This window comes from Bradyrhizobium sp. T-1 (assembly GCF_053592855.1).
In genome coordinates this window covers 485,752-508,440 of the sequence record NZ_JBSGOX010000002.1, presented here as the reverse complement: position 1 = coordinate 508,440, position 22,689 = coordinate 485,752, and the positions used below count along the sequence as shown (strand labels likewise).

Below are 22,689 nucleotides of genomic sequence, written 5' to 3'. Positions count from 1 at the left end.
TCCGCTATAGGTGAGGAGCGCGGCCGGCGCGAGATCGCATGAACGCTCACGAATCGACACCAACACTTCGGGAGGATCTCGCCGGCTTTGTCGGCGATATCGAGCGGTTGGAAACGGTCGTGGCGACCTGGGATGAAACGCAGCGGGGCGTCGTTTCCGCCTACAAGATCGCGATCGAAGCGCTCAATGCGGAAGCGTTCCGGCGCCTGATACGTGCCTTGAAGGCCGATCCCGCCGCGCTGGCCGCCATGAAGAGCGCAGCTTCGGACGAGCTCGTCTACGCGGTGCTGCGGCGCTACAACCTCTTGAGGGCGGCCCTCAACGAGCGGGTCGAGCAGGCACTCGAAAGCGTCCGGCCGATGCTGAAATCGCATGGTGGGGATGTCGAACTCGTCTCGGTTCGCCCGCCGGCAGTGGAGGTTCGGTTCAAGGGAGCCTGCGACGGCTGTCCCGCCTCGGCGCTGACATTCCATGCCGGCGTGAAGAAGGCGCTTCAGGATGTCTGCCCCGAGATCACCGACGTTATTCAGGTCAAGGGGCTGGCCGCGGCGAGCGAAGGCGGCGTTCGGTTCATCAGCCCCTTCGCGCTGAATGCGGAAGGACAGTGGATACCGGCGGGAGCTTGGGCGGATTTTCCGGAGGGCTTGGTCCGCGCGATGGAATTGGGCGGACGCAAGATCATCCTGTCACGTAGTGGGGAATCGATCTCCTGTTTCGAGAATGCCTGCGCGCATCTCGGCCTTCCGATCCATGATGGCGAGGTGCAGGGCGGCATCATCACCTGTCCCTATCATGGGTTCAGATACGACCTCGCCAGTGGCGAATGCCTGACCGCGCCTGAGGTGCAACTGCAGCCGCACGCGGTCAGGATCATCGGAACCAGGGTTGAAGTGAGGATAACGGCATAGCCATGATCACTTCAGCCGCAACCATTCGCTTGGACCGACCGCGCGCTAGGATGCGCGACAACCACGTGCCACGCCGGTTTCTCTCGCCGGCCGGCGCCCGCGTGATTCTGGGTGGAGAGGTCACGCCGGACGGACTTGTGCAATCGATCGTTCCGTCGGCCCAGACGTTGTTCGGCCCGCGTGGGGTGTGTCTCGACAAGAACGGGCCCATGTTCGTCTGCGACAGTGGCCATCATCGGCTGCTGATCTGGAGCCGCTGTCCGTCCTCCGATCAAGCGCCCGCCGATATTCTGATCGGTCAATCCGACTTCTCGCGCGAGGGCCGCAACGCCAAGCGCGACATCGGCCCCGACACGCTCAACTTCCCGACCGGCGTCGCTGCCGCAGACGGCATCCTGGCCGTGGCGGATGCATGGAATCACCGGATCCTGATCTGGAATCGCTATCCATCCGCCTCGAACCAGCCCGCCGATGTGGTTCTAGGTCAGGCGGACTTCGTCTCAGGCCTAGCCAATCGCGGAAGAGCGGTGTCTCGCTCCGACACACTGAATTGGTGCTACGGGGTCGCGATCTTCCAGGGCAGGCTGATCGTCTGCGACACCGGAAATCGCCGCGTTCTGATCTGGAACGGCATTCCGACCGCCAACGGCACGCCGGCCGATCTGGTCCTCGGCCAAAGAGACTTCGTCACCCGTGATGACAATGCCGGCGGCGACGTCTGTGCCACCAGCATGCGGTGGCCGCACGGCATCGCCTGCCATGACGGCGCACTCGCGATCTCGGACGCGGGCAACAATCGCGTCATGGTATGGCGCCATTTCCCCACCGTCAGCGGGACGCCGTGCGATTTCGTGCTGGGCCAGGACGATTTCGCGGGCGTCGATCACAATCGCAGCTCGTACGATCCATCCTCGAGCGCGATGAGCATGCCCTATGGTCTCGTCATCTGGGATGGCCAGCTCGTGGTCTGCGATACCGCAAATTCGCGGCTGCTTGGCTTCCATCTCCAGGACCTCGCCATGGATGCGCCGGCCACAGGGCTGGCGGCCCAGAACGGCTTTGCCGACAAAGGTGACAATCGCTGGCGCGCGGCAAGTCGCGACAGCCTGTGCTGGCCTTATGCTGCTTCGGCAGTCGGTCGGACTCTGGCGATCGCCGACACCGGCAACAACCGGATCCTGATCTGGGACAAAACACCATGAGCAGGCTCAACCTCGCCGCGCCGCAGAACCCTGTCGAGGTCGTTGAAATCCGGTTTCGCGGACGTGTGCAGGGCGTCGGCTTCCGGCCGGCGGTCTGGCGCCACGCGCGGGAACTGCGGCTTGGCGGCGAGGTGCTGAATGACGGAGAAGGCGTTCTGGTTCGCGTGCAGGGAGAACGGGCGATCATTGACATGCTCGTCGACCGCATCGCTGGCGATCCGCCGCCGCTGAGCCAGATCGAGGCAATCGAGATCACCGCCTATGCGGGCGTGCTGCGCGACGATTTTGCGATAGTCGAGAGCGCACATGGCGGGGCTCATACCGAGATTTCACCTGACGCGGCGCTCTGTGCCGATTGCGCGCGCGAAACCACCGATCCCTTTGCGCGCCGCTTCCGCTACCCCTTCACCAATTGCACCAATTGCGGGCCGCGGCTGAGCATCGTCGACGGCATCCCCTACGATCGCGCCAAGACCGCGATGTCGCCGTTTGCAATGTGCGCCGACTGCGCCCGCGAATACCGCGACCCTTCCGACCGGCGGTTTCACGCCGAACCGATCGCCTGCCATGCCTGCGGGCCCAAGGCGAAGCTGGTCAGGCTCGACGGGCGTCACTTTACCTTCGAGCAGTTTTCCATGCTTGACGATGTGGATGCGGCGTGCAGCCTGATCCAGAAGGGCGAAATCGTCGCCGTCAAAGGGCTCGGCGGCTACCAGCTCGCCTGTGACGCCACCCAGGCCGACACGGTCAGGAGGCTGCGCAAACTGAAACAGCGGGACGGCAAGCCGTTTGCCCTGATGGCCAGGGACGTTGACGTTATCCGCCGGTTCTGCGATCTCGCCGAACACGAGTTGGTCGCGTTGACAAGCCCGGCGGCCCCCATCGTGCTCCTGCATGCGAATGGGCCGGAGCACCTGCCTGACGAGATTGCACCGGGATTGCGGACGCTCGGTTTCATGCTGCCGACGACGCCGCTGCATGTCTTGCTGCTGCGGCGGATGGACCGGCCGGTCGTCATGACCAGCGGCAATTTGTCGAGCGAGCCGCAGGTGACGGGCGATACGGAGATGACGGAGCGCCTCGCGGGGATTGCGACGTTCGCGCTCACCCACGATCGGCGCATCGCCAACCGTGTCGACGATTCTGTGGTCCGGGTGGTGGCGGGCGGGCCGCGGCTCCTGCGTCGCGCCAGAGGATACGCACCGGCGCCGATCGCCCTGCCCAGGGGGTTCGCGAAAGCGCCCGATCTGCTCGCCATGGGCGGGGAGCTGAAGGCCACGTTCTGTTTGCTCAAGGACGGCGCTGCGATCCTGTCCCAGCATCAGGGCGACCTGGAGGATGTCGCGACATTCGACGATTACAGGAAGAACCTATCGCTCTATGCCGCGCTCTTCGAGCACGAGCCTACGGCAGTGATCGCCGACATGCACCCCGAATATCTGTCCTCCAAGCTCGCGCGCGAGCACCTGGCGGGCGGGACGCTGCCTTTGATGGAGGTGCAGCATCATCACGCCCATGTGGCGGCCTGTCTTGCCGAGAACGGATATGCGCTCGACGGCCGTCCGGTCCTCGGGATCGTTCTCGATGGTCTCGGATGGGGCGAGGACGCGACGTTCTGGGGCGGCGAGTTCATGCTCGCCGACTATGTCGGCTACACGCGGGCCGGTACGTTCAAGCCGATCCCGATGCTTGGCGGCGTCCAGGCCGTGCGCGAGCCCTGGCGCAATCTCTATGCGCATCTCATGGCGGAGATGAGCTGGGCCGAGCTGACAATGAATTTCGCCGAGCTCGAGCTCCATTCATATTTGGCGGCAAAGCCGCGCGCGCTGCTGGATTCGATGGCGCGCAACCGCATCAACGCTCCGCCAGCATCATCCTGCGGGCGCTTGTTCGACGCCATGGCCGCCGCCCTCGATGTCTGCCGGGACGCGCAGAGCTATGAGGGCGAGGCGGCGGCGCGGCTGGAAGCCATGGTCGACGAGAAAACTCTCGCCGATGAAGACGAGGCGCTGGCCTATCCGCTGACGATCCCCAATCTCGCCGGCACGGGTTTGCCCTATATCGAGCCGCTCGCGATGTGGCATGCGGTGCTGGGTGACCTGATCCTGAAGACACCGGCGCCGGTGATGGCTGCACGGTTCCACAAGGGGCTGGCCAAGTCCATCGCCGCCATGACACGCAAGCTCGCCGGCTCCCCCGAGGACGGCGAGCGACGCTTCTCGACCGTCGCGCTCACCGGCGGCTGCTTCCAGAACCGCATCCTATTCGAGGAGGTGGTGCGCCGGCTGGAGCGCGAGCAGTTCACTGTGCTGTCACATGCGCGCGTTCCGTCCAACGATGGCGGACTTGCTCTCGGCCAAGCCGTCATTGGAGCTGCGCATCTGATGAAATCAAACAAAGACTTCAGGGAAGGAAAGCCGTCATGTGTCTCGGTATTCCCGGGCGGATCGTAAGGATCGACGACGAAGCGAGAAAGCTTGCGACCGTCGACGTCAGCGGCGTCAAGCGGCAGGTCAACATCGCCTGCATCGTCAGCGAGGATCATCCGCCGTCGGCCTGCCTCGGCGACTGGGTGCTCGTCCATGTCGGATTCGCGATGAGCCGGATCGACGAGGAAGAAGCCGCGCAAACGCTCAAGATTCTCACAGAACTGGGTGAAGCACAGGCTGAAATCGAAGCCATGAAGCGTTCGGCAGCTGAGCCGGGAGGGTAGCGCCATGTCAGGCAACAGCGACCTGAAGGAACTTTATCCGTTTCTGCATGGCGGACAGCAGGAGCCGGCGCGGCTGGATGCCGCCCTCCTGCTCTCGGTCGAAGAGAAGGCACGCGATTCGCGCGACACCAATGCGCGCTTCTTTGCCGAGAACGCCGCGGTGCTGATCGCCGCGGCGAAAACGGTCGCGGATGTCTATCGCAACGGCGGACGGCTATTCTCGATGGGCAATGGCGGCTCGAGCTGCGACGCCTCGCATGTCGCCGTGGAGTTCGTCCACCCGATCACGGCGGGCAGGCCCGCACTGGCCGCAACCAACCTCGTCGCCGATCTGGCGATGATCTCGGCGGTCGGAAACGACCTCGGTTTCGATCACGTCTTCGTCCGCCAGATCGTGGCCCAGGGGCGGAAAGGCGATGCGCTCATTGGCATCTCCACCAGCGGCAATTCGTCGAACCTGATGGCCGCCTTTGCCAAGGCGAAGGAGATGGGCCTCGTGACCATTGGGCTTGCGGGCGGCGACGGCGGAAAGATGAAAACCGCGGGTGTCGTCGACCATTGCCTGGTCGTCCCGACGACGTCGATCCATCGCACCCAGGAGTGCCATGTAACCGCCTACCACATCCTCTGGGATCTCGTTCACACGCTCTTGGCTGACGACCGGGGATCGGCGCGAACGAAGGGAGCCGTGGCATGAAATATGTCGACGAATTCCGCGACGGCGAAAAGGCGCGCGTACTCATCGGCGAGATCGAGTCGCTGGTTTCCGGCATGAAACTTCCGGAGGGCCGGCCGCTTTACCTGATGGAGGTCTGCGGCGGGCACACCCATTCGATCTTCCGCTATGGGCTCGAGGGCATGTTGCCCAAGGCTATCGAGCTGGTTCATGGTCCGGGATGTCCGGTCTGCGTCCTGCCGATGGGACGGGTCGATGATTGCGTCGCGATCGCGGAGAACCCGAAGGTCATCTTCACAACCTTCGGAGACGCGATGCGCGTGCCCGGCTCGCGGAAGAGCCTCCTGCAGGCCAAGGCGGATGGTGCCGACGTGCGCATGGTCTATTCGCCGATGGACGCGCTCCAGCTCGCTCGGCGCAATCCCGCTCGCGAGGTCGTTTTCTTCGGCCTCGGCTTCGAGACCACCATGCCGTCGACCGCATTGACGATCCTGCAGGCGGAGAGCGAGGGGATCCGGAACTTCTCCGTGTTCTGCAACCACATCACGATCGTTCCGACCATCAAGGCGATCCTCGACAGTCCCGGCCTGCAGCTCGACGGCTTCCTCGGGCCCGGCCACGTGTCGATGGTGATCGGCACGGCTCCTTACGAGTTCATCGCCAATTTCTATCGCAAGCCGATGGTGGTCGCCGGCTTCGAGCCGCTCGACATCCTCCAGTCTATCTGGATGCTGCTGAAGCAGATCGCGGAGGGGCGGGTCGAGGTCGAGAACCAGTATGCCCGCGTCGTGCCGAGCGAGGGCAACAACGCGGCGCTGCGCGCGGTGGCCCAAGTATACGAATTGCGCGAGTTCTTCGAGTGGCGCGGGCTTGGATCGATCGATCATTCCGGCGTGCGCCTGCGCGATGCTTATGTGCATTTCGACGCGGAGCGCAAATTCGCGATTCCCAACGTCAGGATCGCCGACCCGAAATCGTGCCAGTGCGGCGAGGTGCTGAAGGGCGCACTCAAGCCGTGGCAATGCAAGGTGTTCGGCACCTCATGCACGCCGGAAACGCCTCTCGGAGCACTGATGGTGTCCTCCGAAGGAGCCTGTGCTGCCTACTACCAGTATGGCGGCCAAAAGCGCCAAGCGGAGGTCGTATGAATTTCGTCCCCTTCGTCAAGACGCGCACGCGCGGCAAAGTCAATGTCAGCTCGGTGACGCTGGCTCATGGCGGCGGCGGCAAAGCCATGAAGGACCTGATTGACGACGTGTTTCTGACGGCCTTCGGCGAGCACGCCTGTGAGCCGCTCGAGGATCAGGCGCGGTTCGATCTGGCGGTCTTCGCAGCCCATGGCGACAGGCTCGCCTTTACGACCGACTCCTTCGTGGTCGATCCCCTGTTCTTCCCGGGCGGCGATATCGGAAAGCTCGCGGTTTGCGGCACGGTGAACGATCTCGCCGTCGGCGGGGCGGTGCCCATGTATCTGTCCTGCGCGGTCATCATCGAGGAGGGCGTGCAGATCGATCTCTTGCGACAGGTCGCGCTTTCCATGGCGCGAACGGCTTCGCAAGCGGGGGTGCAGATCGTCACGGGCGACACCAAGGTCGTGCCACGGGGAGCGTGCGACAAGATCTTCATCACGACCACGGGCGTAGGCGCGATCCCTGCCTCGCTCGCGCTCGGCGTGGACAAGGCCCGCGCCGGCGACGCCGTCCTCGTGAACGGACTGCTGGGTGACCACGGTGCCGCCATCCTGTGCGCCCGCGGCGACATGGCGCTCGAGACGCCGATCGCCAGCGATTGCGCCTGTCTGCACGAGCTGATCGGCGCGATCCTCGCCGCCGCACCGGGCACTCGCTTCATTCGGGACGCGACGCGCGGCGGCGTCGCGACGGTGCTGAACGAGATCGCGGACGGCTCGGGGGTCTCCATCGAGATCGAGGAGGGCATGACGCCGATCCGCGAGGAAGTGAAGGCGTTCTGCGAGGTGCTTGGGCTCGATCCGCTCTATCTCGCCAATGAGGGCAAGATCGTCGTGATCGTTCCCCCCGATCAGGCCGAAGCCGCGCTGGCTGCCATGCGGCGAGATCCACTGGGTTTGGATGCCGCCCGTATCGGCCGGATCACCTCGGACCAGGATAGCCGCGTCATGATGCGGACGAGCTTTGGCGGACACCGAATGGTCGACATGCTCGTCGGCGAACAGCTGCCTCGGATCTGCTGAGAGGACCCATGCACGAGCTCGGCATCACCCGTAACATCGTGGCGATCGTCAGCGATGCCGCCAAGGGCCGCAAGGTCCGCCGCATCACCGTCGATGTTGGAGATCTCTCCGGCGTGATGGGAGAGGCGATCGCATTCTGCTTCGAGACCGTCGCCCGCGGGACGCCTCTTGACGGCACAGCGCTCGACATCAGGCGCGTGGCCGGGCGAGCGCTGTGCGCGACGTGTCGTTCGGAATTCGAGCAGGCGAGCCTGTTTGCGCCGTGCCCTTGTGGCTCGCGGCAGTTTACGCGCCTTCAGGGCGAGGAATTGAAGATCAGAAGCATGGAGATCGAAGGGGAGGCTGCCTGATGTGCGGACATTGCGGTTGCGGCGCCAAGGCGGGTGCCACGGTGATCAATCTCCAGACCGGACATGAAGCGAGCCTGGGCGGTGGGGAGACCGGTGAGCACCTGCATGATCATTTCCATGTCCACGCGGATGGCGTTGCTCACGCCCATTCGCATGACCATGATCCCGCCCACGTCCACTCTCACGCTGGACACGGCCATGATCACCATCATCATGACCATCATGATCACGGACATCATGGACGCCGACATTCGCATGACCATGCCCACGAACACGGGCATACCAATCATGACGAAGCTGCGGGCCTGGTGCTCGATCTGGAAGCCCGGATCCTCGCCAAGAACGACGTTTTGGCAGCAAGGAACCGGGCCTGGTTCGCCGGTCGCGAAATCCTGGCCCTGAACCTCGCAAGCTCGCCCGGCGCCGGCAAGACCACGCTGCTGGAGCGAACCATTGGCGACCTTCATCACGAGGTCAATCTCTTCGTCATCGAAGGAGACCAGGTGACGGCCAATGATGGGGAGCGAATTCGACGCGCAGGCGCCCCAGCAGTCCAGGTCAATACGGGCACGGGTTGCCATCTCGAGGCCGACATGATTGCGCGCGCTCTTTCAGAGCTGCGTCCACCGCCGGAATCGATCGTGATGATCGAGAATGTCGGAAATCTAGTTTGTCCTGCGATGTTCGACCTTGGCGAACATGCAAGGGTCGTCATCCTCTCAGTGACCGAGGGAGAGGACAAGCCGATCAAATATCCTCACATGTTCCGGTCGGCTGACCTCATGATCTTGAACAAGCTCGACTTGCTTCCGCATGTGGATTTCGATGTCGATCGCGCGGTGGCATACGCCAGAGACGTCAACCCGGCCATCGAGGTTCTGCAGGTCTCGGCCAGAAACGGCGCAGGATTTGAGGAGTGGTACGGTTGGATACGACGGCAAAGCAAGTTGCTGAAGGACACCGTATTTCCCTCTTGATGATTGGATCTTGCCATGTTCGGAATATTGGGGCTGGGACTGCTGCTGGGCATGCAGCACGCGCTCGAGGCCGATCACATTGCGGCGGTATCGAGCATTGCGGCGCGCCGCAGCGATGTGGGCGAGATCGTCAAGCATGGGTTGACGTGGGGAATTGGACACACCATCACTTTGTTCCTGTTCTCCGGGGCGGCTTTGGTGCTCGGATATGCAATTCCGCCGGGCGTTTCGCAACCGCTAGAGGCGGCCGTCGGCTTCATGTTGATTCTGTTAGGAAGCAACGTCATATGGCGCTTATGGCGCGAACGTGTCCATGTTCACCATCACATCTCAGATTTTCGTGCTCCTAGTCACAAGAGCGAAATTTGGCGCCCTGAGGCGCGCGCGCATGATCATGACCATGGTGCGCGCTGGCGGACGCTGGCGGTCGGGCTCATGCATGGGATGGCAGGCTCAGCCGCGCTCCTCGTCTTAACCGTCTCACAAGCGCCGAACCATCTAGCGGGGATACTTTACGTGTTACTATTTGGTATGGGCTCGATGATGGGGATGGCCGCACTGTCGTCGCTGATTGCGGTTCCCTTAGTCATCTCAGCCCGAACCTTAACTTGGGTCAACCGGTCTTTGCAGTTCGTTATCGGAAACATCGCGATGGGACTTGGCCTCTTGACCATCTATGGAACAGTCGCCGCCGCTGGCTAGCGAGAGGTCAGCTACCCTTCGCCATTTGAATGCGTCTTTTTTCTAAGGATGGTCCGGAGAATCGATACCGGGGGTGTCTCGACCGCCCCTAGCAGCGCGCTGCTCTCCTCGGTCGTGCCGCTTGGGTGCGACCCGGTAGATACGCTGCGCGAGCCAGCAAGCTCCCAATGACGGCGGCTCCCTTCGCTCTCGCATTTACGGACTTTATCTCTTCATCCTCTCGGCAGTCCCGGGTTGACATTAAACCGCTAGCGCCGTCTCGAACTTGGCCTCTATGTTAGTAGCGATCCTTTCCGATGGCTCGACATTGAGCATCTCGCCGCGCGCGCTGCCAGGATGCTCTGCCAGACGGCGGATTGTCGGCCCCTCGCAATCGACAAAGGGTCTATAAGCGGTTGCCGCCTATCCGCGAACCAGGAGAGGTTCGCGAATAAGGAAGGGAGGGTTCAAGCCGGAGGCAAAGGTTTTTTGTTGCCTAGGCAACTAATTCATGCGAACCTTCGCGCAAGGGAAGATGGCGGGACAACCGCTACGCCTTTCCTGGGAGGACCGATGTTCGGCAGGGATGGTATCGCCAGCAAACGCCGGCGCAAGCGTGAAGGTAACGAAGCCTTGCGTGCACATCGTGCTGTGCGCCCTGGCTTAGCTATCGGTATCCGTCACCGCGCCGAGATTTTCATGCAAACGGCGCAGCAGCCCGATCAGTATTTCCTGCTCATCCCTGGAAAGGCACGACAGCAGCCGCCGCTCGCGCCCAAGCGCCACGGCGATCACCTTGTCGTGGGTGGTGCGCCCCTTCGCTGTCAGGGAGATCGAATGGGTGCGGCCGTCATTCGGGTCGATGCGGATCGCGATCAGGCCTCGCTTCTCCATGGCGGCGAGCGTCCTGCTCACCGGCCCCTTGTCGAAGCCGATGACGTGGCAGATGCGGGCGGCCGGAATGCCTGGCTCGATTGCGAGCAGGGCAATGATGCGCCACTCGGTGACGTTGACGCCGAACGCGGGCTGATAGAACGCGTTCGCGCTCTTGGACAATTTATTGGCGATGAAGGTGATCAGAGCCGGGATGTAGCGGTCGAGATCGAGCAGCGGCGCATCGCCTTCAGTCGCGGTGTTGTGTCTCGATTTGCTGGTCGGTGGCTGCATCACGTCGGGGCTCGCTTCATGCGCTGCTCCAGAAATAAGGACATGCGCGAACGCTTCACAAGCCCAAATTTGCGAGGACTGCAATGACTGTACCGAGCGCCTGTGCTTCGACCGCCGGTCCAATGGCCATTCCACACCTTGACGTCGACCCCTTCGCGATCTCGTTCTTCGACGATCCCTATCCGACCCATGAAAGGCTGCGAGAGGCCGGCCCTGTCGTCTATCTCGATAAATGGAACGTCTACGGCGTGGCGCGTTATGCCGAGGTCTATTCAGTCCTCAACGATCCCCAGACCTTCTGTTCCAGCCGCGGCGTCGGTCTTTCCGACTTCAAGAAGGAAAAGCCCTGGCGGCCGCCGAGCCTGATCCTGGAGGCCGATCCCCCCGCGCACACCCGCACCCGCGCCGTGCTGTCAAAGGTGCTGTCGCCCGCGACCATGAAGCGGATCCGCGACGGCTTCGCTTTGGCGGCCGAAGCCAAGATCGACGAGCTGCTGCAGCGGCGCAAATTCGATGCGGTCGCCGATCTCGCAGAGGCCTATCCGTTGTCTGTATTTCCGGATGCGCTCGGACTGAAGGCGGAAGGGCGCGAGCACCTGATTCCTTATGCTGGTCTCGTCTTCAATGCCTTCGGCCCGCCAAACGAGCTACGTCAGACCGCAATCGAGCGATCGGCGCCGCACCAGGCCTATGTCGCCGAGCAGTGCCAGCGACCGAATCTTAAGCCTGGCGGCTTTGGCGCCTGTATCCATGCGTTCTCCGACACTGGCGAGATCACGTCGGATGAGGCGCCGTTGCTCGTGCGCTCACTGCTGTCCGCAGGCCTCGACACCACAGTCTATGGCATCGGAGCCGCTCTCTATTGCCTGGCACGCTTTCCGAAGGAATTCGCGCGGCTGCGGGCCGATCCGTCGCTGGCGCGCAACGCCTTCGAGGAAGCCGTTCGCTTCGAAAGCCCGGTGCAGACCTTCTTCCGCACCACGACGCGCGAGGTCGAGATCGGCGGCACGCGCGTCGGCGAGGGCGAGAAGGTCCTGATGTTCCTCGGCGCGGCGAACCGCGACCCGCGCCGCTGGATCGAGTCCGATCGCTACGACATCACCCGCAAGACTTCGGGCCATGTCGGCTTCGGCTCCGGCATTCACATGTGCGTTGGCCAGTTGGTAGCGCGGCTCGAAGGTGAGGTGGTGCTGTCCGCGATCGCGCGAAGGGTTGCATCGATCGAAATCTCCGGTCCCGTCGAGCGCCGCTACAACAACACGCTGCGCGGGCTAGAGAGCCTGCCGATATCCATCACCCCGGCCTGACGAGGACCTTTGATGCCAGCCATTACTTTCGTTCATTCCAACGGCAATAGCGATCACCTCGACGCCAGCGACGGGGAGAGTGCGATGCAGGCGGCAACCCGCTACGGCCTCGACGGCATCCTCGCCGAGTGCGGCGGCAACGCCATGTGCGCGACCTGCCATGTCTATGTCGACGACGCCCTGGCTGGCGCGATTGCCGGCCGTCCGCGACGACGAGGACGCGCTGCTCGATGGCACCGCCGCGGAGCGGCGGCCGACGAGCCGGCTGTCCTGCCAGATCAGGATCACGTCTGAGCTCGACGGTCTCGTGCTGCGTCTGCCGGAGCGGCAGGTCTAGGTTCCAGTTTTCGGCAACGACCGACTCGCGGGAGTGAGGGAGGACAAAGAATGAAGCACCTGGGGTGGACCATTGCGCTTGCCGCAAGCTTTTGGGTCGGCGCCGCGAACGCGGAGATTTCGGATGGCGTCGTGCGTATCGGCGTGCTCAACGACATCTCCGGCATATTCCAAGACACCAACGGCATGGGCTCGGTCGAAGCCGCACGCATGGCGGCGGAAGATTTCGCCGGCGGCGGCAAGGACGTCAAGGTTGAAATCGTCTACGCCGATCATCAGAACAAGGCGGACGTCGGCTCGGCCATTGCGCGAAAATGGCTCGATGTTGAAGGTGTCGATGCCATCGTCGACGTGCCGAACTCGGCGGTGGGCCTTTCCATCAACAATGTGCTACGCGACAGCCGGATGACGTTCCTGGCGTCCTCCACCGCGAGCGCCGACCTAACCGGCAAGGCCTGCTCGCCCAACACCATCCAATGGGTCAACGACACCTGGGCGACCGGCAACACCACGGCGGCGGCAATGATGTCGCACGGCGGCAAGGAGTGGTACTTCCTCACCGTCGATTACGCGCTCGGTAAAGGCATCGAGGCGGAAGCGCAGAAATATATCGAGGCGCATGGCGGCAAGGTGATCGGCTCCTCCAAGCATCCACTCGGCACTTCTGACTTCGCCTCCTTCCTGCTTCAGGCGCAGGGCTCGAAAGCCCAGGTGATCGGGCTTGCCAATGCAGGCGGCGACACCATCAACGCGGTGAAGCAGGCGGCTGAGTTCGGTATCCAGCAGAGCGGACAGAAGCTCGTTGCCTTCCTCCTCTTCATCAACGACGTCCACGGAATGGGATTGAAGGTCGCTCAAGGACTGCAACTCATGGAGGCTTTTTACTGGGACATGAACGACGACACCCGTGCCTTCGCCAAACGCTTTGCGGCACGCCCCGGCATGAACGGCAAAATGCCGAGCGGCAATCAAGCCGGCGTCTACGCCTCCACGCTCGCCTACCTCAACGCGGTCGCCGCTACTGGCAGCGACAACGCCAAGGACGTCGTGCCGCAGATGAAGACGTTCAAAGGCCACGATAGGCTTTTCGGCGATACCGCGATCCGTCAGGATGGCCGCGTCGTGCATCCGATGTACCTGTTCGAGGTCAAGAAGCCGGAGGAGACGAAATATCCGTACGATTATTACAAGCTTGTTTCGACGATCCCGGCAGACCAGGCGTTCCGGCCAATGGTGGAGGGCGGCTGTGCGTTGGTGAAGTAGGGAGCGCTGCCGAGTAACCAGGACATTGGCACGCTTCACGTTTTGGTGCGGCGTTTCCAGCCTGCAGGAAGTACCTGCGAACTGGCTGGTTGGTAGCGGCCGGGGTTGCGATTTCGCTGTCCGGGCTGCGCCGCGAGCCATGATCTCAAGAGCGCATATCCGTGACTCCGCCCGGTGTCCTTATCTCAAGAGTTCACCTGGCTCTGCGGTTGTTCTGGCGTGAAGACGCCGCAGCAAGCTTTAACAGAGGCAGAAACGCGCTCAATTGGCGCAGCGCGCTTCCAGCGCGTCGACAAAGGAACGGTCCCAGCGGCCCTCGCGAATGGCCTGCATCGTCGCCTCCTCCTTCTGATGTTGAGCCATCGCCTTCTCGATCACGCTTGCGGCAAGACCGGGCGGGAAGGCGAGAAGTCCATCTTGGTCCCCGACGATCACGTCTCCCGGATTGACCACCATACCGCCGACCGTGATCGGCACGTTGATCTCCCCTGGACCGTCCTTGTAGGGGCCGCGGTGGTTCACGCCGCGGGCATAAACGGGAAAAGCTCGTGCGCCGATTTCGGCCGCGTCCCGAATGGCGCCATCGAGCACCATGCCGGCGAGACCCAGCGAAGCGGCGGCGAAGGTCATGATGCCACCGACCAGAGCGTTGGTAGTGTCTCCGCCGGCATCGACCACCATGACGTCTCCGGGCCGGCAGAAATCATAGGCGCGCAGAATGGCGAGGTTGTCCCCGCCACGCGTCTTCACGGTCACCGCCGTGCCGGCCATGGGGGCGGGCGAATGGTAGGCGCGAAGACCGATGCTGCCGCAGTTGCGGTGCAGTTGATCGCTCAGCAGCGCCACCGCGATGCTCCGCAGCTTGGCGACGGTGGACGGGTCGACCTGGGGAGCGGAGGGGTTTCTGACGATTCCGGGATTGGTCATGGAGGATGCTTTCGATCAATTTCAGGTTAGTGCAGCTCGGCAACTGCACGGGCGATGCGATCCGTGCCTTCGTCGAGCGCCGCTTGCGATGTCGCGATCGAGGCACGGAAGAATGGCGACAGACCGTAGGCGGTGCCCTGGACGACGGCCACGCCGGCCGCCTCCAACAAGTACATCACGACGTCACTGTCGCTCTCGAGGCGAGTCCCGGCCGGCGTTGTCCGGCCGATCAGGCCTGCACAATTGACGTAGAGATAAAACGCTCCGTCGGGCGGCCGGCAACTCAGCCCGGGGATCGCGTTGATACGCGCGAGCGTGCGATCGCGACGCGCCCGATAAGTCGCAACGGTCTCGCCAACGAAGCTCTGGTCGCCGGTGAGCGCCGCGACCGCCGCCGCCTGGCTGATCGAGCAGGCATTGCCCGAGGCCTGCGACAGCAGCGTATTCAGCGCGCCGACGAGGTCCGCGGGGCCGGCGATCCAGCCGATGCGCCAGCCGGTCATCGCATAGGTCTTGGATACGCCGTTGATGGCGAGGACGCGCTCACGCAGCTCGGGTGCTGCGTTGAGCAGATGCGGCGTACTCTCGCCGTCGAAACGGATGTGTTCGTAGATGTCGTCGGTCATGACCAGCACATGCGGATGGCGGGCGAGAACCTCGGCAATCCCGCGATATTCCGCTGCGGAATAGCTTGCGCCGGTCGGGTTCGATGGCGAGTTGATCAACAGCCAGCGCGTCTTCTCCGAGATCGCCGCCTCCAGCTGGGCCGGCGAGATCTTGAAGCTCTGGCTTTCCGGACAGGCCACGATCTTAGGTATTCCTTCGCAGGCGAGCACCATGTCCGGATAGGACACCCAATAGGGCGCTGGGATGATCACCTCGTCGCCGGCCTCGAGGGTCGCTTCGAGCGCGCTGTAAATGGCGCTCTTGGCGCCGTTGGTGACGACGATCTCCGCGGGATCGTAGACGAGGCCGTTTTCGCGCTTCAGCTTGGCGACGATCGCCTGGCGCAGCTCCAGCGTGCCGGCAAGCACCGTGTACCGCGTCTCTCCCTTCTCCATCGCCCAGACGGCGGCAGTGCGAATATGCGCGGGCGTGTCGAAATCCGGCTCGCCGACCACAAGGCTGACGATGCTCTTGCCCTCGCGCTTGAGCGCGCTCGCCCGATCCGCAGCCGCCGTGCTGGGCGAAGGCTTGATGCGTCTGACGCGCGCGGAAATACGAGAACGGTTCATGGCAATTGACCCCGGTCTGGAGAGGTGCGACGCTAAAGACAGCCGCCGGCGCTGACCAACACGAGTTCAATCTGGCCTGATAGGCATATCTTATGGTTGGATTCCTCCTCGGCGCCCCGTTGAATGCCGCGCAGCCGGGAAGGCCGCTGCGCCGATCGATCCGAGGGACAAGGTGAATCTGAGGCGTCTTCAGTATTTCGTGAAGATCGTCGACGTCGGCAGCCTGACGCAGGCCGCCGATGTGCTCCATGTCGCGCAGCCGGCGCTCAGCCAGCAGCTCGCGACCTTGGAGGGCGAGGTCCGCCAGCAGCTCCTGGTGCGCACCAAAAGCGGCGTCGTGCCCACGGAAGCGGGCAAGGTGCTGTATCGCCACGCGCAGCTCATCTTGCGTCAATGCGAGCAGGCGCGCGCCGATATGAGCGCGGCGGCCAAGAGCATCTCCGGTGCGGTCGCCGTCGGACTTGCGCCTGGAACGGCCGCGGCCGGACTCGCGCTGCCGCTGCTGCGGACCGTGCGCGCCCGCCACCCTGGCATCCTGCTCTACCTCAACGAGACCTACGGAACGACGCTCTCGGAGCTCGTCATGAACGGCCGGATGGATCTCGCCGTGCTCTACGGCGGCAAGACGGCCGTTCATGGCCTCTCGTTCGTGCCGCTGCTGCGCGAACAGCTCTACGTGGTCGGCCCCGCCAGCATGATGGCCCCGCCGGGCGAGATCAGCGTGCCAGCGCTGGCCGACATGGATCTCTATCTCGCCCGTCCCTACAACGTCGTGCGCAAGATGGTGAACGAAGCCTTTGCGGCGATCGGTCAGGCGCCGAAGGTCGTCGCGGAAATCGAATCGGCGAGCACATTGACGGCGGTGATCGCCGACGGGCTCGGCGCGACGATCCTGCCGGAATCGATGGCCCGACAGGTGGCGGGCTCCTGCGGCGGCTGGCAGTCCCGCATCGTCGATCCGATCATCGAGGCGCCGTTGGCATTGTGCCAGTCCGATCATTTGCCGCTATCGGAGCCGGCCCAGGCCATCAAGGAAATCCTGCTCGAGCTCGTTGCTGGGCTGCCTGGCAATCTCGTCGTCGCCGAGGAGCGGGCGCAGAAAGCGTCATAGCGCTCTCTTATATGGGCAAAGCCAAACCGTCTTGGTCGGGGAAGACCGCCAGCGGTAGCGTTCGTCGGTAGGTAGCGACGCCGCGGGCGCCGACCTCGACGAACGGCCGGAGCATGGATCTCGATCGTATCAAGTCACTGATTGACGCCATGGCGGCTTCCGATCTGGCCGAGATGGAGTTCAGCCAGGGCGGCATGTCATTGCGGCTGGTGCGCCGACCGCAGCCGACCGAATCGCGGCCGGCGGTGCCAGTGGTCGCCGCCACGGCGCGCCCCCCGAGCCGTCCCGAGCCTGCGCAACCGGCACCGGTCAACGCCGCGGCGGATGGCGTCGTCGCGCCGCTGTTTGGCGTTGCCTATCTGCAGCCCGATCCTGACGCGCCGCCCTTCGTCACGGTGGCCCAGGCGATCACCGCCGGCACGACATTGTGCGTCATCGAAGCCATGAAGATGTTTCACGAGGTCCGTGCCGATCGGGACGGCGCCGTGATCGCAATTCTCGTCTCCACCGGGCAGGAGGTCGAGGCCGGGCAAGAACTGATGCGGATCAGGTAGGCACATGTTCGGCTCGGTCCTCATAGCCAACCGGGGCGAGATCGCGCTGCGCATCCAGCGTGGTTGCCGGCGGCTCGGGCTGCGCACCATCGTCGTCCATTCGGAGGCCGATCGCGATGCGCCCTACGTGCATCATGCCGACGAGGCCATCTGCATCGGGCCGGCCGCGGCAGCGCAGAGCTATCTCAACCAGACGGCGTTGCTGTTCGCCGCCGAGGTCAGCGGAGCGGAGGCGATCCATCCGGGCTACGGGTTCCTGTCCGAGAACCCTGGCTTCGCCGAGCAGGTCGAAGCTGCCGGCCTGACCTTCATCGGCCCGACGGCCGCGGTGATGCGCGTCATGGGCGACAAGGTCGCGGCCAAGCGGGCGATGCGCGCCGCCGGCGTTCCCTGCGTACCCGGTCCGGATGCGGCGCTCGGCGACGACCTCGATCTCGCGCGCGCAACCGCGCGGCAGATCGGCTACCCCGTGATCCTGAAAGCGGCGGGCGGCGGCGGTGGACGCGGCATGCGCATGGTGGAGAGCGAGGCTGGCCTCATCGATGCGATCGCCGTGACGCGGGAAGAGGCGCGGCGCGGCTTCGCCAACAGCGCGATCTACATCGAGAAATTCCTGCGCCGGCCGCGACATGTCGAGATCCAGGTGATTGCCGATACCCATGGCAATGCCGTCTGGCTCGGCAGCCGCGATTGCTCGCTGCAGCGACGGCACCAGAAGGTGCTGGAGGAGGCGCCGGCACCGGGACTGGACCAGGACGTGCTGGCGCAGATCGGCGAGCGCTGCGCGGAGGCCTGCCGGCAGCTCGAATACCGCGGCGTCGGCACGTTCGAGTTCCTCGTCGAGGATGACGCGTTCTACTTCATCGAGATGAATACGCGCCTGCAGGTCGAACACCCCGTCACCGAGATGACCGCTGGGATCGATATCGTCGAGGCGCAGATTCGTGTGGCTCAGGGCGAGGCGCTGCCGTTCGCGCAAGCCGACATCGTCTGCCGCGGTCATGCCTTCGAATGCCGGATCAACGCCGAAGATCCCGACACGTTCGTGCCGTCCCCCGGTGTGATCACCGCCTGGGAGCTCCCCGGCGGCCCCGGCGTGCGCATCGATAGCCATGCCAGCAGCGGATATCGCGTGCCGCCATATTACGACTCGCTGATCGGCAAGCTCGTCGTGCACGGCGCGAATCGCGCCGAGGCCCTGGACCGGCTGCGCATCGCCCTCGACGAAATGCGCGTGGAAGGAATCGCGACCAACCTGCCGCTGCACCGGCGGCTCGTCAGGGATGCCGCGTTCATCAGGGGCGGCGTCAGCATTCACCATCTCGAGCAGCAGTTGTGCGGGAGCGGCAAGGCATGACGACGGACCTGCCACAACTCAGCCTGCTGGGAACGACCGCGCTGCTGTTCGAAGCTCCGGGCGAGACCTCGCTGACGACGCAGTGCCGCATCTGGGCCCTGGCGCTGGAGGCGGGCCGTCTGCCCGGCGTTCGGGAGGCCGTGCCGGGCATGAACAACCTCATGATCGCTTTCGCCGAGCCGCCGCGGCACCGGGGACAAATCGAGCACAGACTGATCGAGCTGTGGCACGCCCTCGAGCCGCTTCCTGTCGCCGGGCGCTGCCTTGATCTGCCGGTGGTCTATGGCGGCGACGGCGGCCCGCACATGGCCGATGTCGTGGCCCACACCGGATTGAGCGTCGACGATATCGTCGCGATCCACAGCGCACCGACTTACACCGTCTACGCCCTCGGCAGCCATCCCGGGTACTGCTATCTCGGTGGCATGGACCAGCGCATCGCGACGCCGCGGCGCAAGGTGCCGGTGCTGCGCATCCCACGCGGCGCCGTCTCCATCGGCGGCAGTCAGACCGGCGTCTCTGCCTCCGATGGGCCGAGCGGCTGGAATACGATCGGCAGCACCGAGGTCGCATTCTTCGATGTCGAGCGCACGCCGCCAGCGCTGCTGCAGCCCGGTGACTGCATCCGCTTCAAAACCATCCGGGTGCTGCGATGATCGAGGTGCTGTCGGCCGGCGCGCTCGCCACGGTGCAAGATCTCGGCCGCACCGGCGCGCTCAACCTCGGCGTCGGGACATCGGGTGCGATGGACCCGTTGGCGCTCGCCGCTGGAAACATCCTGCTGCGCAACGAGGAGAATGCGGCAGCCCTCGAGATACCGCTGTTCCCGTTCCGCGTCCGCTTCACCCATTCGACGGTGTTCGCCGTGACCGGCGCGGATTGCGCGCCGCGGCTCGACGAGGCGCCAGTGCTACCATGGTGGGCGCACCGCGCCGATGCCGGCCAGGTCCTCTCGCTCGCCGTTCCCTCAACTGCGACCTGGCGCGCCAGCCGCGTCTACCTGTGCATCGCGGGCGGGATCGATGTTCCCTCGGTGCTCGGCTCACGCAGTACCCAGCTGCGCGGCGCCTTCGGCGGGTTAGAGGGCCGTCCGCTGCGCGACGGCGATCGGTTGCCAATTGCCGAGCCCCCCGGTCGCGCCAAGACAGGCTTCGGCATCACGCCGCCCGGCCTCGCCTTGCCATTGGAGGTGGACGGGTTGACCGCCGTGCGGGTGCTGCCGGCTGCCGAATACGATAGCTTCACGCCGTCTTCCCACGAGGCGCTATGGTCCGAGCCTTGGAAGATTACGTCACAGAGCGACCGCTACGGCTATCGTCTCGCCGGCCCCGAACTCAGGCCGCAGCGACCCATGGAGCTGCGCTCCCACGGCATTGTCCCAGGCGTGATCCAGGTCCCCCACGGCGGCCAGCCGATCATCCAGATGCGCGATGCGCAGCCATCGGGCGGCTATCCCAAGATCGGCACCGTCATCGACGCCGACCTCTGGCGCCTCGGCCAGGCTCCCATCGGCAGCCGGATTCGTTTCGTGCTGTGCAGCTGGGACGAGGCGCTGGACGCGTCGGCGGCGACCCGGCGCTGGCTGAGCAACGCCCGCCGATTGGTCGAGCTCTACTGCAACCAGGGAGCGGTGCGATGACCAACCCGCTCGACCATGTCGACCAGCTCTGCGCCTTCCTCGCGGCGACCGACATCGGCCTGCTCGAGCTGAAAGGCCCAGCCGGGGTGCTGCGCCTGCGGCATGACGGCGCCCGAGTCGAAGTCGAAATGATCGAGGCTGCGACGGCGGCGCTGTCTTCTTCCCCCACGCAGATCATTCGGGCACCGGTGCCGGGTCTCTACCTCGACCGCCATCCATTGCGCTCGCAACCATCGGTCGCCGTCGGCGACGAAGTTGCGGCCGGCACGCCGCTCGCCTTTCTCCAGATCGGACCGCTCTTGCTTCCGGTCCCGGCCCCGGAGGACGGCATGGTGGTCGAGACGTTCGCCGAGCATGGCGCGACGGTGGGATACGGCGCGCCGCTGATCGGATTGCAGCCGCACGGGAGTGACGCCGAATGAAGATCGATCTCAATGCGGATCTGGGCGAGGGCTACGGTCCCTGGTCCATGGGCGACGACGACGCTCTGCTCGGCCTCGTCTCGTCGGCCAACATCGCCTGCGGCTTTCACGCGGGCGACCCGCTGATCATGCAGCGCACCGTGGAATCGGCAAAGGCGCGGGGTGTCGATGTCGGCGCCCATGTCGGCTTCCCGGATCGCCAGGGCTTCGGCCGCCGGGCGATGCACATCGATCCTACCGAGCTCGCGGCGATGGTCACCTATCAGCTCGGCGCGCTTGCAGGGATCGTCCGCGCAGCCGGTTACCGCATGACCCACATGAGTTTCCACGGCGCCTTGGGCAACATGGTGGCCGCCAACGCCAAACTCGCCGAACCGCTGGTCCGCGCTGTCGCCGCCTTCGATCGAGAGCTCCTCATCGTATCGTCGACCAGCCGCGCCATCGAGGGGGCGGCGGCGGCCTGCGGCCTGCGCGTCGCCACCACTTTCCTCGCGGATCGCGCCTACGACGATGACGGACTGCTCGTGCCACGGGGCACGGCCGGCGCGGTCATTCACGACCCGGCGCTCGTGCTCGAACGGGTGCAGCGCCTGCTCTGCGACGGCGTCGTCATCACCGCGACCGGCCGGGCGCTGCCGATGCAGGCCACATCGATCCTGCTGCATGGCGACACCCCGGGCGCGGTCGAGTTCGCCCGGACGATCCGTGCGGCGATCGAGACCGCCGGTGGCGAGATCGCGCCGGTGTCGCACCTGATCGCCGGCGGCCCCGGGCGTGGCCCATCATAAGCGCCCCTTATCCCGCCAAAGTGATTCCATCTTGGCGGCGGAACTGCTCCGTCGGTAGCCTCTGGAGAACAGCGAGGACTCAGATGCCATTTTCCGACTACAGGACGGCTCTCGTCACCGGCGCCTCGTCAGGCATCGGCCTCGCCGTCGTCGAGCGCCTGGCGCGCGAGGGACTGCAGGTGCACGCGTTGGCGCGTAGCGCCGATCCACTGAAGGCGCTGGCAGATCGCACCGGCTGCATTCCCCATGCCGTCGACGTTCGCGATCTGCCTGCGCTTACCAAGCTCGCCGGCAGCGTCGAATTCGACGTTCTCGTCAACTGCGCCGGCGTCGACCGGCCCAAGAAATTCCTGCAGGCGGATGCCGAGGATATCGAGCTACTGCTCGGCGTGAATCTGGGGGCCGTCCTGCATCTGTGCCGCCTCGTCGTGCCCGGCATGGTGGCGCGCGACCGCGGTCACGTCGTGAACATCACTTCAATCGCCGGCGCCTATAATTTCGGCGGCAACTCGACCTACCACGCCACCAAGGCGGCGGTCAGCATGCTGTCCCGTCAGCTCCGGATCGATGCCTTCGGCAAGCGTGTTCGCATCACCGAGATCTGCCCGGGGCGGGTCGAGACCGATATCTTCGCTCACGTCCACGGCGACTCCGCCGCGACCCGCGCTGCCTTCATCGACGGATTCGAGCTGCCCAAACCGGAGGACATCGCCGACACGATCGCTTTCGCCATTGCCGCGCCAGTGGCGGTAAACATCGGCCATATCGAGATCACACCGACCCTGCAGGTGCCGGGCGGACTGTCGACGGTCCGTCCCGAGCACCCCGCCAGCCCTCCAGCCGTCACCTAGAGCGGAGGGTGCG

General features: G+C 64.5%; 23 protein-coding genes and 1 pseudogene. 21 read left to right on the top strand and 3 right to left on the bottom strand.

The features are described 5' to 3' along the window. Positions 1-38 precede the first annotated feature (38 nt). The 10 genes from ACWAT4_RS41810 to ACWAT4_RS41765 all read left to right on the top strand — a co-directional run bounded on the left by ACWAT4_RS41810 (position 39) and on the right by ACWAT4_RS41765 (position 9,740). Entirely contained in the window at positions 39-908 is an 870-nt protein-coding gene (locus ACWAT4_RS41810) for a NifU family protein (RefSeq protein ID WP_128930111.1), read from the top strand. Between the two features lie 65 nt (positions 909-973). Beyond that, a complete protein-coding gene (locus ACWAT4_RS41805) occupies positions 974-2,110 on the top strand; it encodes an NHL repeat-containing protein (RefSeq protein WP_232995560.1) in 1,137 nt (378 codons plus the stop codon). Further along, entirely contained in the window at positions 2,107-4,563 is a 2,457-nt protein-coding gene (gene hypF, locus ACWAT4_RS41800) for a carbamoyltransferase HypF (protein WP_128955153.1), read from the top strand. Before ACWAT4_RS41805 ends, hypF begins: the two co-directional genes overlap by 4 nt. Next, the gene (locus ACWAT4_RS41795; RefSeq protein WP_128930114.1) at positions 4,533-4,823 is read left to right on the top strand and encodes a HypC/HybG/HupF family hydrogenase formation chaperone; all 291 of its coding nucleotides are present in this window, start codon (positions 4,533-4,535) and stop codon (positions 4,821-4,823) included. The genes hypF and ACWAT4_RS41795 overlap by 31 nt, the downstream gene beginning before the upstream one ends. 4 nt (positions 4,824-4,827) lie before the next feature. Continuing rightward, positions 4,828-5,520, top strand: coding sequence for a D-sedoheptulose-7-phosphate isomerase (locus ACWAT4_RS41790; protein ID WP_128930115.1), 693 nt, complete (start codon positions 4,828-4,830; stop codon positions 5,518-5,520). Continuing rightward, positions 5,517-6,647 (top strand): hydrogenase formation protein HypD, encoded by a 1,131-nt coding sequence (gene hypD, locus ACWAT4_RS41785; RefSeq protein ID WP_128930116.1) that lies wholly within the window; start codon positions 5,517-5,519, stop codon positions 6,645-6,647. The genes ACWAT4_RS41790 and hypD overlap by 4 nt, the downstream gene beginning before the upstream one ends. Continuing rightward, positions 6,644-7,711 (top strand): hydrogenase expression/formation protein HypE, encoded by a 1,068-nt coding sequence (gene hypE / locus ACWAT4_RS41780; RefSeq protein WP_128955154.1) that lies wholly within the window; start codon positions 6,644-6,646, stop codon positions 7,709-7,711. The genes hypD and hypE overlap by 4 nt, the downstream gene beginning before the upstream one ends. 8 nt (positions 7,712-7,719) lie before the next feature. Further along, positions 7,720-8,061 (top strand): hydrogenase maturation nickel metallochaperone HypA/HybF, encoded by a 342-nt coding sequence (locus ACWAT4_RS41775; protein ID WP_128930118.1) that lies wholly within the window; start codon positions 7,720-7,722, stop codon positions 8,059-8,061. Further along, positions 8,061-9,038: a hydrogenase nickel incorporation protein HypB gene (hypB, locus tag ACWAT4_RS41770; RefSeq protein ID WP_128955155.1), complete on the top strand. Its 978-nt coding sequence runs from the start codon at positions 8,061-8,063 to the stop codon at positions 9,036-9,038. Before ACWAT4_RS41775 ends, hypB begins: the two co-directional genes overlap by 1 nt. 15 nt (positions 9,039-9,053) lie before the next feature. After that, positions 9,054-9,740 (top strand): sulfite exporter TauE/SafE family protein, encoded by a 687-nt coding sequence (locus ACWAT4_RS41765; protein ID WP_128930120.1) that lies wholly within the window; start codon positions 9,054-9,056, stop codon positions 9,738-9,740. Between the two features lie 642 nt (positions 9,741-10,382). Here ACWAT4_RS41765 and ACWAT4_RS41760 read toward each other — a convergent pair. Further along, positions 10,383-10,886, bottom strand: a complete 504-nt coding sequence (locus ACWAT4_RS41760; protein WP_128930206.1) for a MarR family winged helix-turn-helix transcriptional regulator — start codon at positions 10,884-10,886, stop codon at positions 10,383-10,385. 83 nt (positions 10,887-10,969) lie between these two features. Between ACWAT4_RS41760 and ACWAT4_RS41755 the strand changes: the two genes are divergently transcribed. From ACWAT4_RS41755 to ACWAT4_RS41745, 3 genes and pseudogenes are all read left to right on the top strand, one after another. After that, positions 10,970-12,193, top strand: coding sequence for a cytochrome P450 (locus ACWAT4_RS41755; protein ID WP_128930121.1), 1,224 nt, complete (start codon positions 10,970-10,972; stop codon positions 12,191-12,193). A 12-nt stretch (positions 12,194-12,205) separates the two neighbouring features. After that, a pseudogene (locus ACWAT4_RS41750) lies at positions 12,206-12,530 on the top strand (2Fe-2S iron-sulfur cluster-binding protein). Between the two features lie 50 nt (positions 12,531-12,580). Next, the gene (locus tag ACWAT4_RS41745) at positions 12,581-13,792 is read left to right on the top strand and encodes an ABC transporter substrate-binding protein (RefSeq protein ID WP_128930122.1); all 1,212 of its coding nucleotides are present in this window, start codon (positions 12,581-12,583) and stop codon (positions 13,790-13,792) included. Positions 13,793-14,053: 261 nt separating this feature from the next. Here ACWAT4_RS41745 and ACWAT4_RS41740 read toward each other — a convergent pair whose 3' ends face one another. After that, positions 14,054-14,719 (bottom strand): RraA family protein, encoded by a 666-nt coding sequence (locus tag ACWAT4_RS41740; RefSeq protein WP_128930123.1) that lies wholly within the window; start codon positions 14,717-14,719, stop codon positions 14,054-14,056. A gap of 26 nt (positions 14,720-14,745) precedes the next feature. Further along, positions 14,746-15,954, bottom strand: a complete 1,209-nt coding sequence (locus tag ACWAT4_RS41735) for an aspartate transaminase (RefSeq protein WP_128955156.1) — start codon at positions 15,952-15,954, stop codon at positions 14,746-14,748. Positions 15,955-16,126: 172 nt separating this feature from the next. Here ACWAT4_RS41735 and nac point away from each other — a divergent pair, with 172 nt between their 5' ends. From nac to ACWAT4_RS41695, 8 genes are all read left to right on the top strand, one after another. Further along, positions 16,127-17,065 carry a nitrogen assimilation transcriptional regulator NAC gene (nac, locus tag ACWAT4_RS41730; protein WP_128930125.1) on the top strand — a complete coding sequence of 313 codons (939 nt, stop codon included), beginning with the start codon at positions 16,127-16,129 and terminating at the stop codon, positions 17,063-17,065. A gap of 113 nt (positions 17,066-17,178) precedes the next feature. Continuing rightward, positions 17,179-17,619 carry an acetyl-CoA carboxylase biotin carboxyl carrier protein gene (locus tag ACWAT4_RS41725; RefSeq protein WP_128930126.1) on the top strand — a complete coding sequence of 147 codons (441 nt, stop codon included), beginning with the start codon at positions 17,179-17,181 and terminating at the stop codon, positions 17,617-17,619. A 4-nt stretch (positions 17,620-17,623) separates the two neighbouring features. Further along, a complete protein-coding gene (accC, locus tag ACWAT4_RS41720) occupies positions 17,624-18,976 on the top strand; it encodes an acetyl-CoA carboxylase biotin carboxylase subunit (RefSeq protein ID WP_128930127.1) in 1,353 nt (450 codons plus the stop codon). Beyond that, positions 18,973-19,632 (top strand): 5-oxoprolinase subunit PxpB, encoded by a 660-nt coding sequence (pxpB, locus tag ACWAT4_RS41715; RefSeq protein ID WP_128930128.1) that lies wholly within the window; start codon positions 18,973-18,975, stop codon positions 19,630-19,632. Before accC ends, pxpB begins: the two co-directional genes overlap by 4 nt. Next, positions 19,629-20,615 carry a 5-oxoprolinase subunit C family protein gene (locus ACWAT4_RS41710; protein WP_128930129.1) on the top strand — a complete coding sequence of 329 codons (987 nt, stop codon included), beginning with the start codon at positions 19,629-19,631 and terminating at the stop codon, positions 20,613-20,615. The genes pxpB and ACWAT4_RS41710 overlap by 4 nt, the downstream gene beginning before the upstream one ends. Beyond that, on the top strand, positions 20,612-21,037 hold the full coding sequence (locus ACWAT4_RS41705) for an acetyl-CoA carboxylase biotin carboxyl carrier protein (protein ID WP_128930130.1): 426 nt from the start codon (positions 20,612-20,614) through the stop codon (positions 21,035-21,037). Before ACWAT4_RS41710 ends, ACWAT4_RS41705 begins: the two co-directional genes overlap by 4 nt. Beyond that, positions 21,034-21,825: a LamB/YcsF family protein gene (locus ACWAT4_RS41700; RefSeq protein WP_128930131.1), complete on the top strand. Its 792-nt coding sequence runs from the start codon at positions 21,034-21,036 to the stop codon at positions 21,823-21,825. Before ACWAT4_RS41705 ends, ACWAT4_RS41700 begins: the two co-directional genes overlap by 4 nt. An 83-nt stretch (positions 21,826-21,908) precedes the next feature. After that, positions 21,909-22,676: an SDR family oxidoreductase gene (locus tag ACWAT4_RS41695; RefSeq protein WP_128930132.1), complete on the top strand. Its 768-nt coding sequence runs from the start codon at positions 21,909-21,911 to the stop codon at positions 22,674-22,676. The last annotated feature ends 13 nt before the right edge of the window (positions 22,677-22,689 follow it).

Bases quoted from the DNA above. Each gene is read 5' to 3' on its own strand.
- pxpB (WP_128930128.1), top strand. From the start codon at position 18,973: ATGACGACGGACCTGCCACAACTCAGCCTGCTGGGAACGACCGCGCTG.
- ACWAT4_RS41700 (WP_128930131.1), top strand. From the start codon at position 21,034: ATGAAGATCGATCTCAATGCGGATCTGGGCGAGGGCTACGGTCCCTGG.
- ACWAT4_RS41740 (WP_128930123.1), bottom strand. From the start codon at position 14,719: ATGACCAATCCCGGAATCGTCAGAAACCCCTCCGCTCCCCAGGTCGAC.
- ACWAT4_RS41705 (WP_128930130.1), top strand. From the start codon at position 20,612: ATGACCAACCCGCTCGACCATGTCGACCAGCTCTGCGCCTTCCTCGCG.
- hypD (WP_128930116.1), top strand. From the start codon at position 5,517: ATGAAATATGTCGACGAATTCCGCGACGGCGAAAAGGCGCGCGTACTC.
- hypF (WP_128955153.1), top strand. From the start codon at position 2,107: ATGAGCAGGCTCAACCTCGCCGCGCCGCAGAACCCTGTCGAGGTCGTT.
- ACWAT4_RS41790 (WP_128930115.1), top strand. From the start codon at position 4,828: ATGTCAGGCAACAGCGACCTGAAGGAACTTTATCCGTTTCTGCATGGC.
- ACWAT4_RS41810 (WP_128930111.1), top strand. From the start codon at position 39: ATGAACGCTCACGAATCGACACCAACACTTCGGGAGGATCTCGCCGGC.
- ACWAT4_RS41775 (WP_128930118.1), top strand. From the start codon at position 7,720: ATGCACGAGCTCGGCATCACCCGTAACATCGTGGCGATCGTCAGCGAT.
- ACWAT4_RS41735 (WP_128955156.1), bottom strand. From the start codon at position 15,954: ATGAACCGTTCTCGTATTTCCGCGCGCGTCAGACGCATCAAGCCTTCG.
- ACWAT4_RS41760 (WP_128930206.1), bottom strand. From the start codon at position 10,886: ATGCAGCCACCGACCAGCAAATCGAGACACAACACCGCGACTGAAGGC.
- ACWAT4_RS41795 (WP_128930114.1), top strand. From the start codon at position 4,533: ATGTGTCTCGGTATTCCCGGGCGGATCGTAAGGATCGACGACGAAGCG.
- accC (WP_128930127.1), top strand. From the start codon at position 17,624: ATGTTCGGCTCGGTCCTCATAGCCAACCGGGGCGAGATCGCGCTGCGC.
- ACWAT4_RS41710 (WP_128930129.1), top strand. From the start codon at position 19,629: ATGATCGAGGTGCTGTCGGCCGGCGCGCTCGCCACGGTGCAAGATCTC.
- ACWAT4_RS41755 (WP_128930121.1), top strand. From the start codon at position 10,970: ATGACTGTACCGAGCGCCTGTGCTTCGACCGCCGGTCCAATGGCCATT.
- ACWAT4_RS41765 (WP_128930120.1), top strand. From the start codon at position 9,054: ATGTTCGGAATATTGGGGCTGGGACTGCTGCTGGGCATGCAGCACGCG.
- hypE (WP_128955154.1), top strand. From the start codon at position 6,644: ATGAATTTCGTCCCCTTCGTCAAGACGCGCACGCGCGGCAAAGTCAAT.
- hypB (WP_128955155.1), top strand. From the start codon at position 8,061: ATGTGCGGACATTGCGGTTGCGGCGCCAAGGCGGGTGCCACGGTGATC.
- ACWAT4_RS41695 (WP_128930132.1), top strand. From the start codon at position 21,909: ATGCCATTTTCCGACTACAGGACGGCTCTCGTCACCGGCGCCTCGTCA.
- ACWAT4_RS41725 (WP_128930126.1), top strand. From the start codon at position 17,179: ATGGATCTCGATCGTATCAAGTCACTGATTGACGCCATGGCGGCTTCC.
- ACWAT4_RS41745 (WP_128930122.1), top strand. From the start codon at position 12,581: ATGAAGCACCTGGGGTGGACCATTGCGCTTGCCGCAAGCTTTTGGGTC.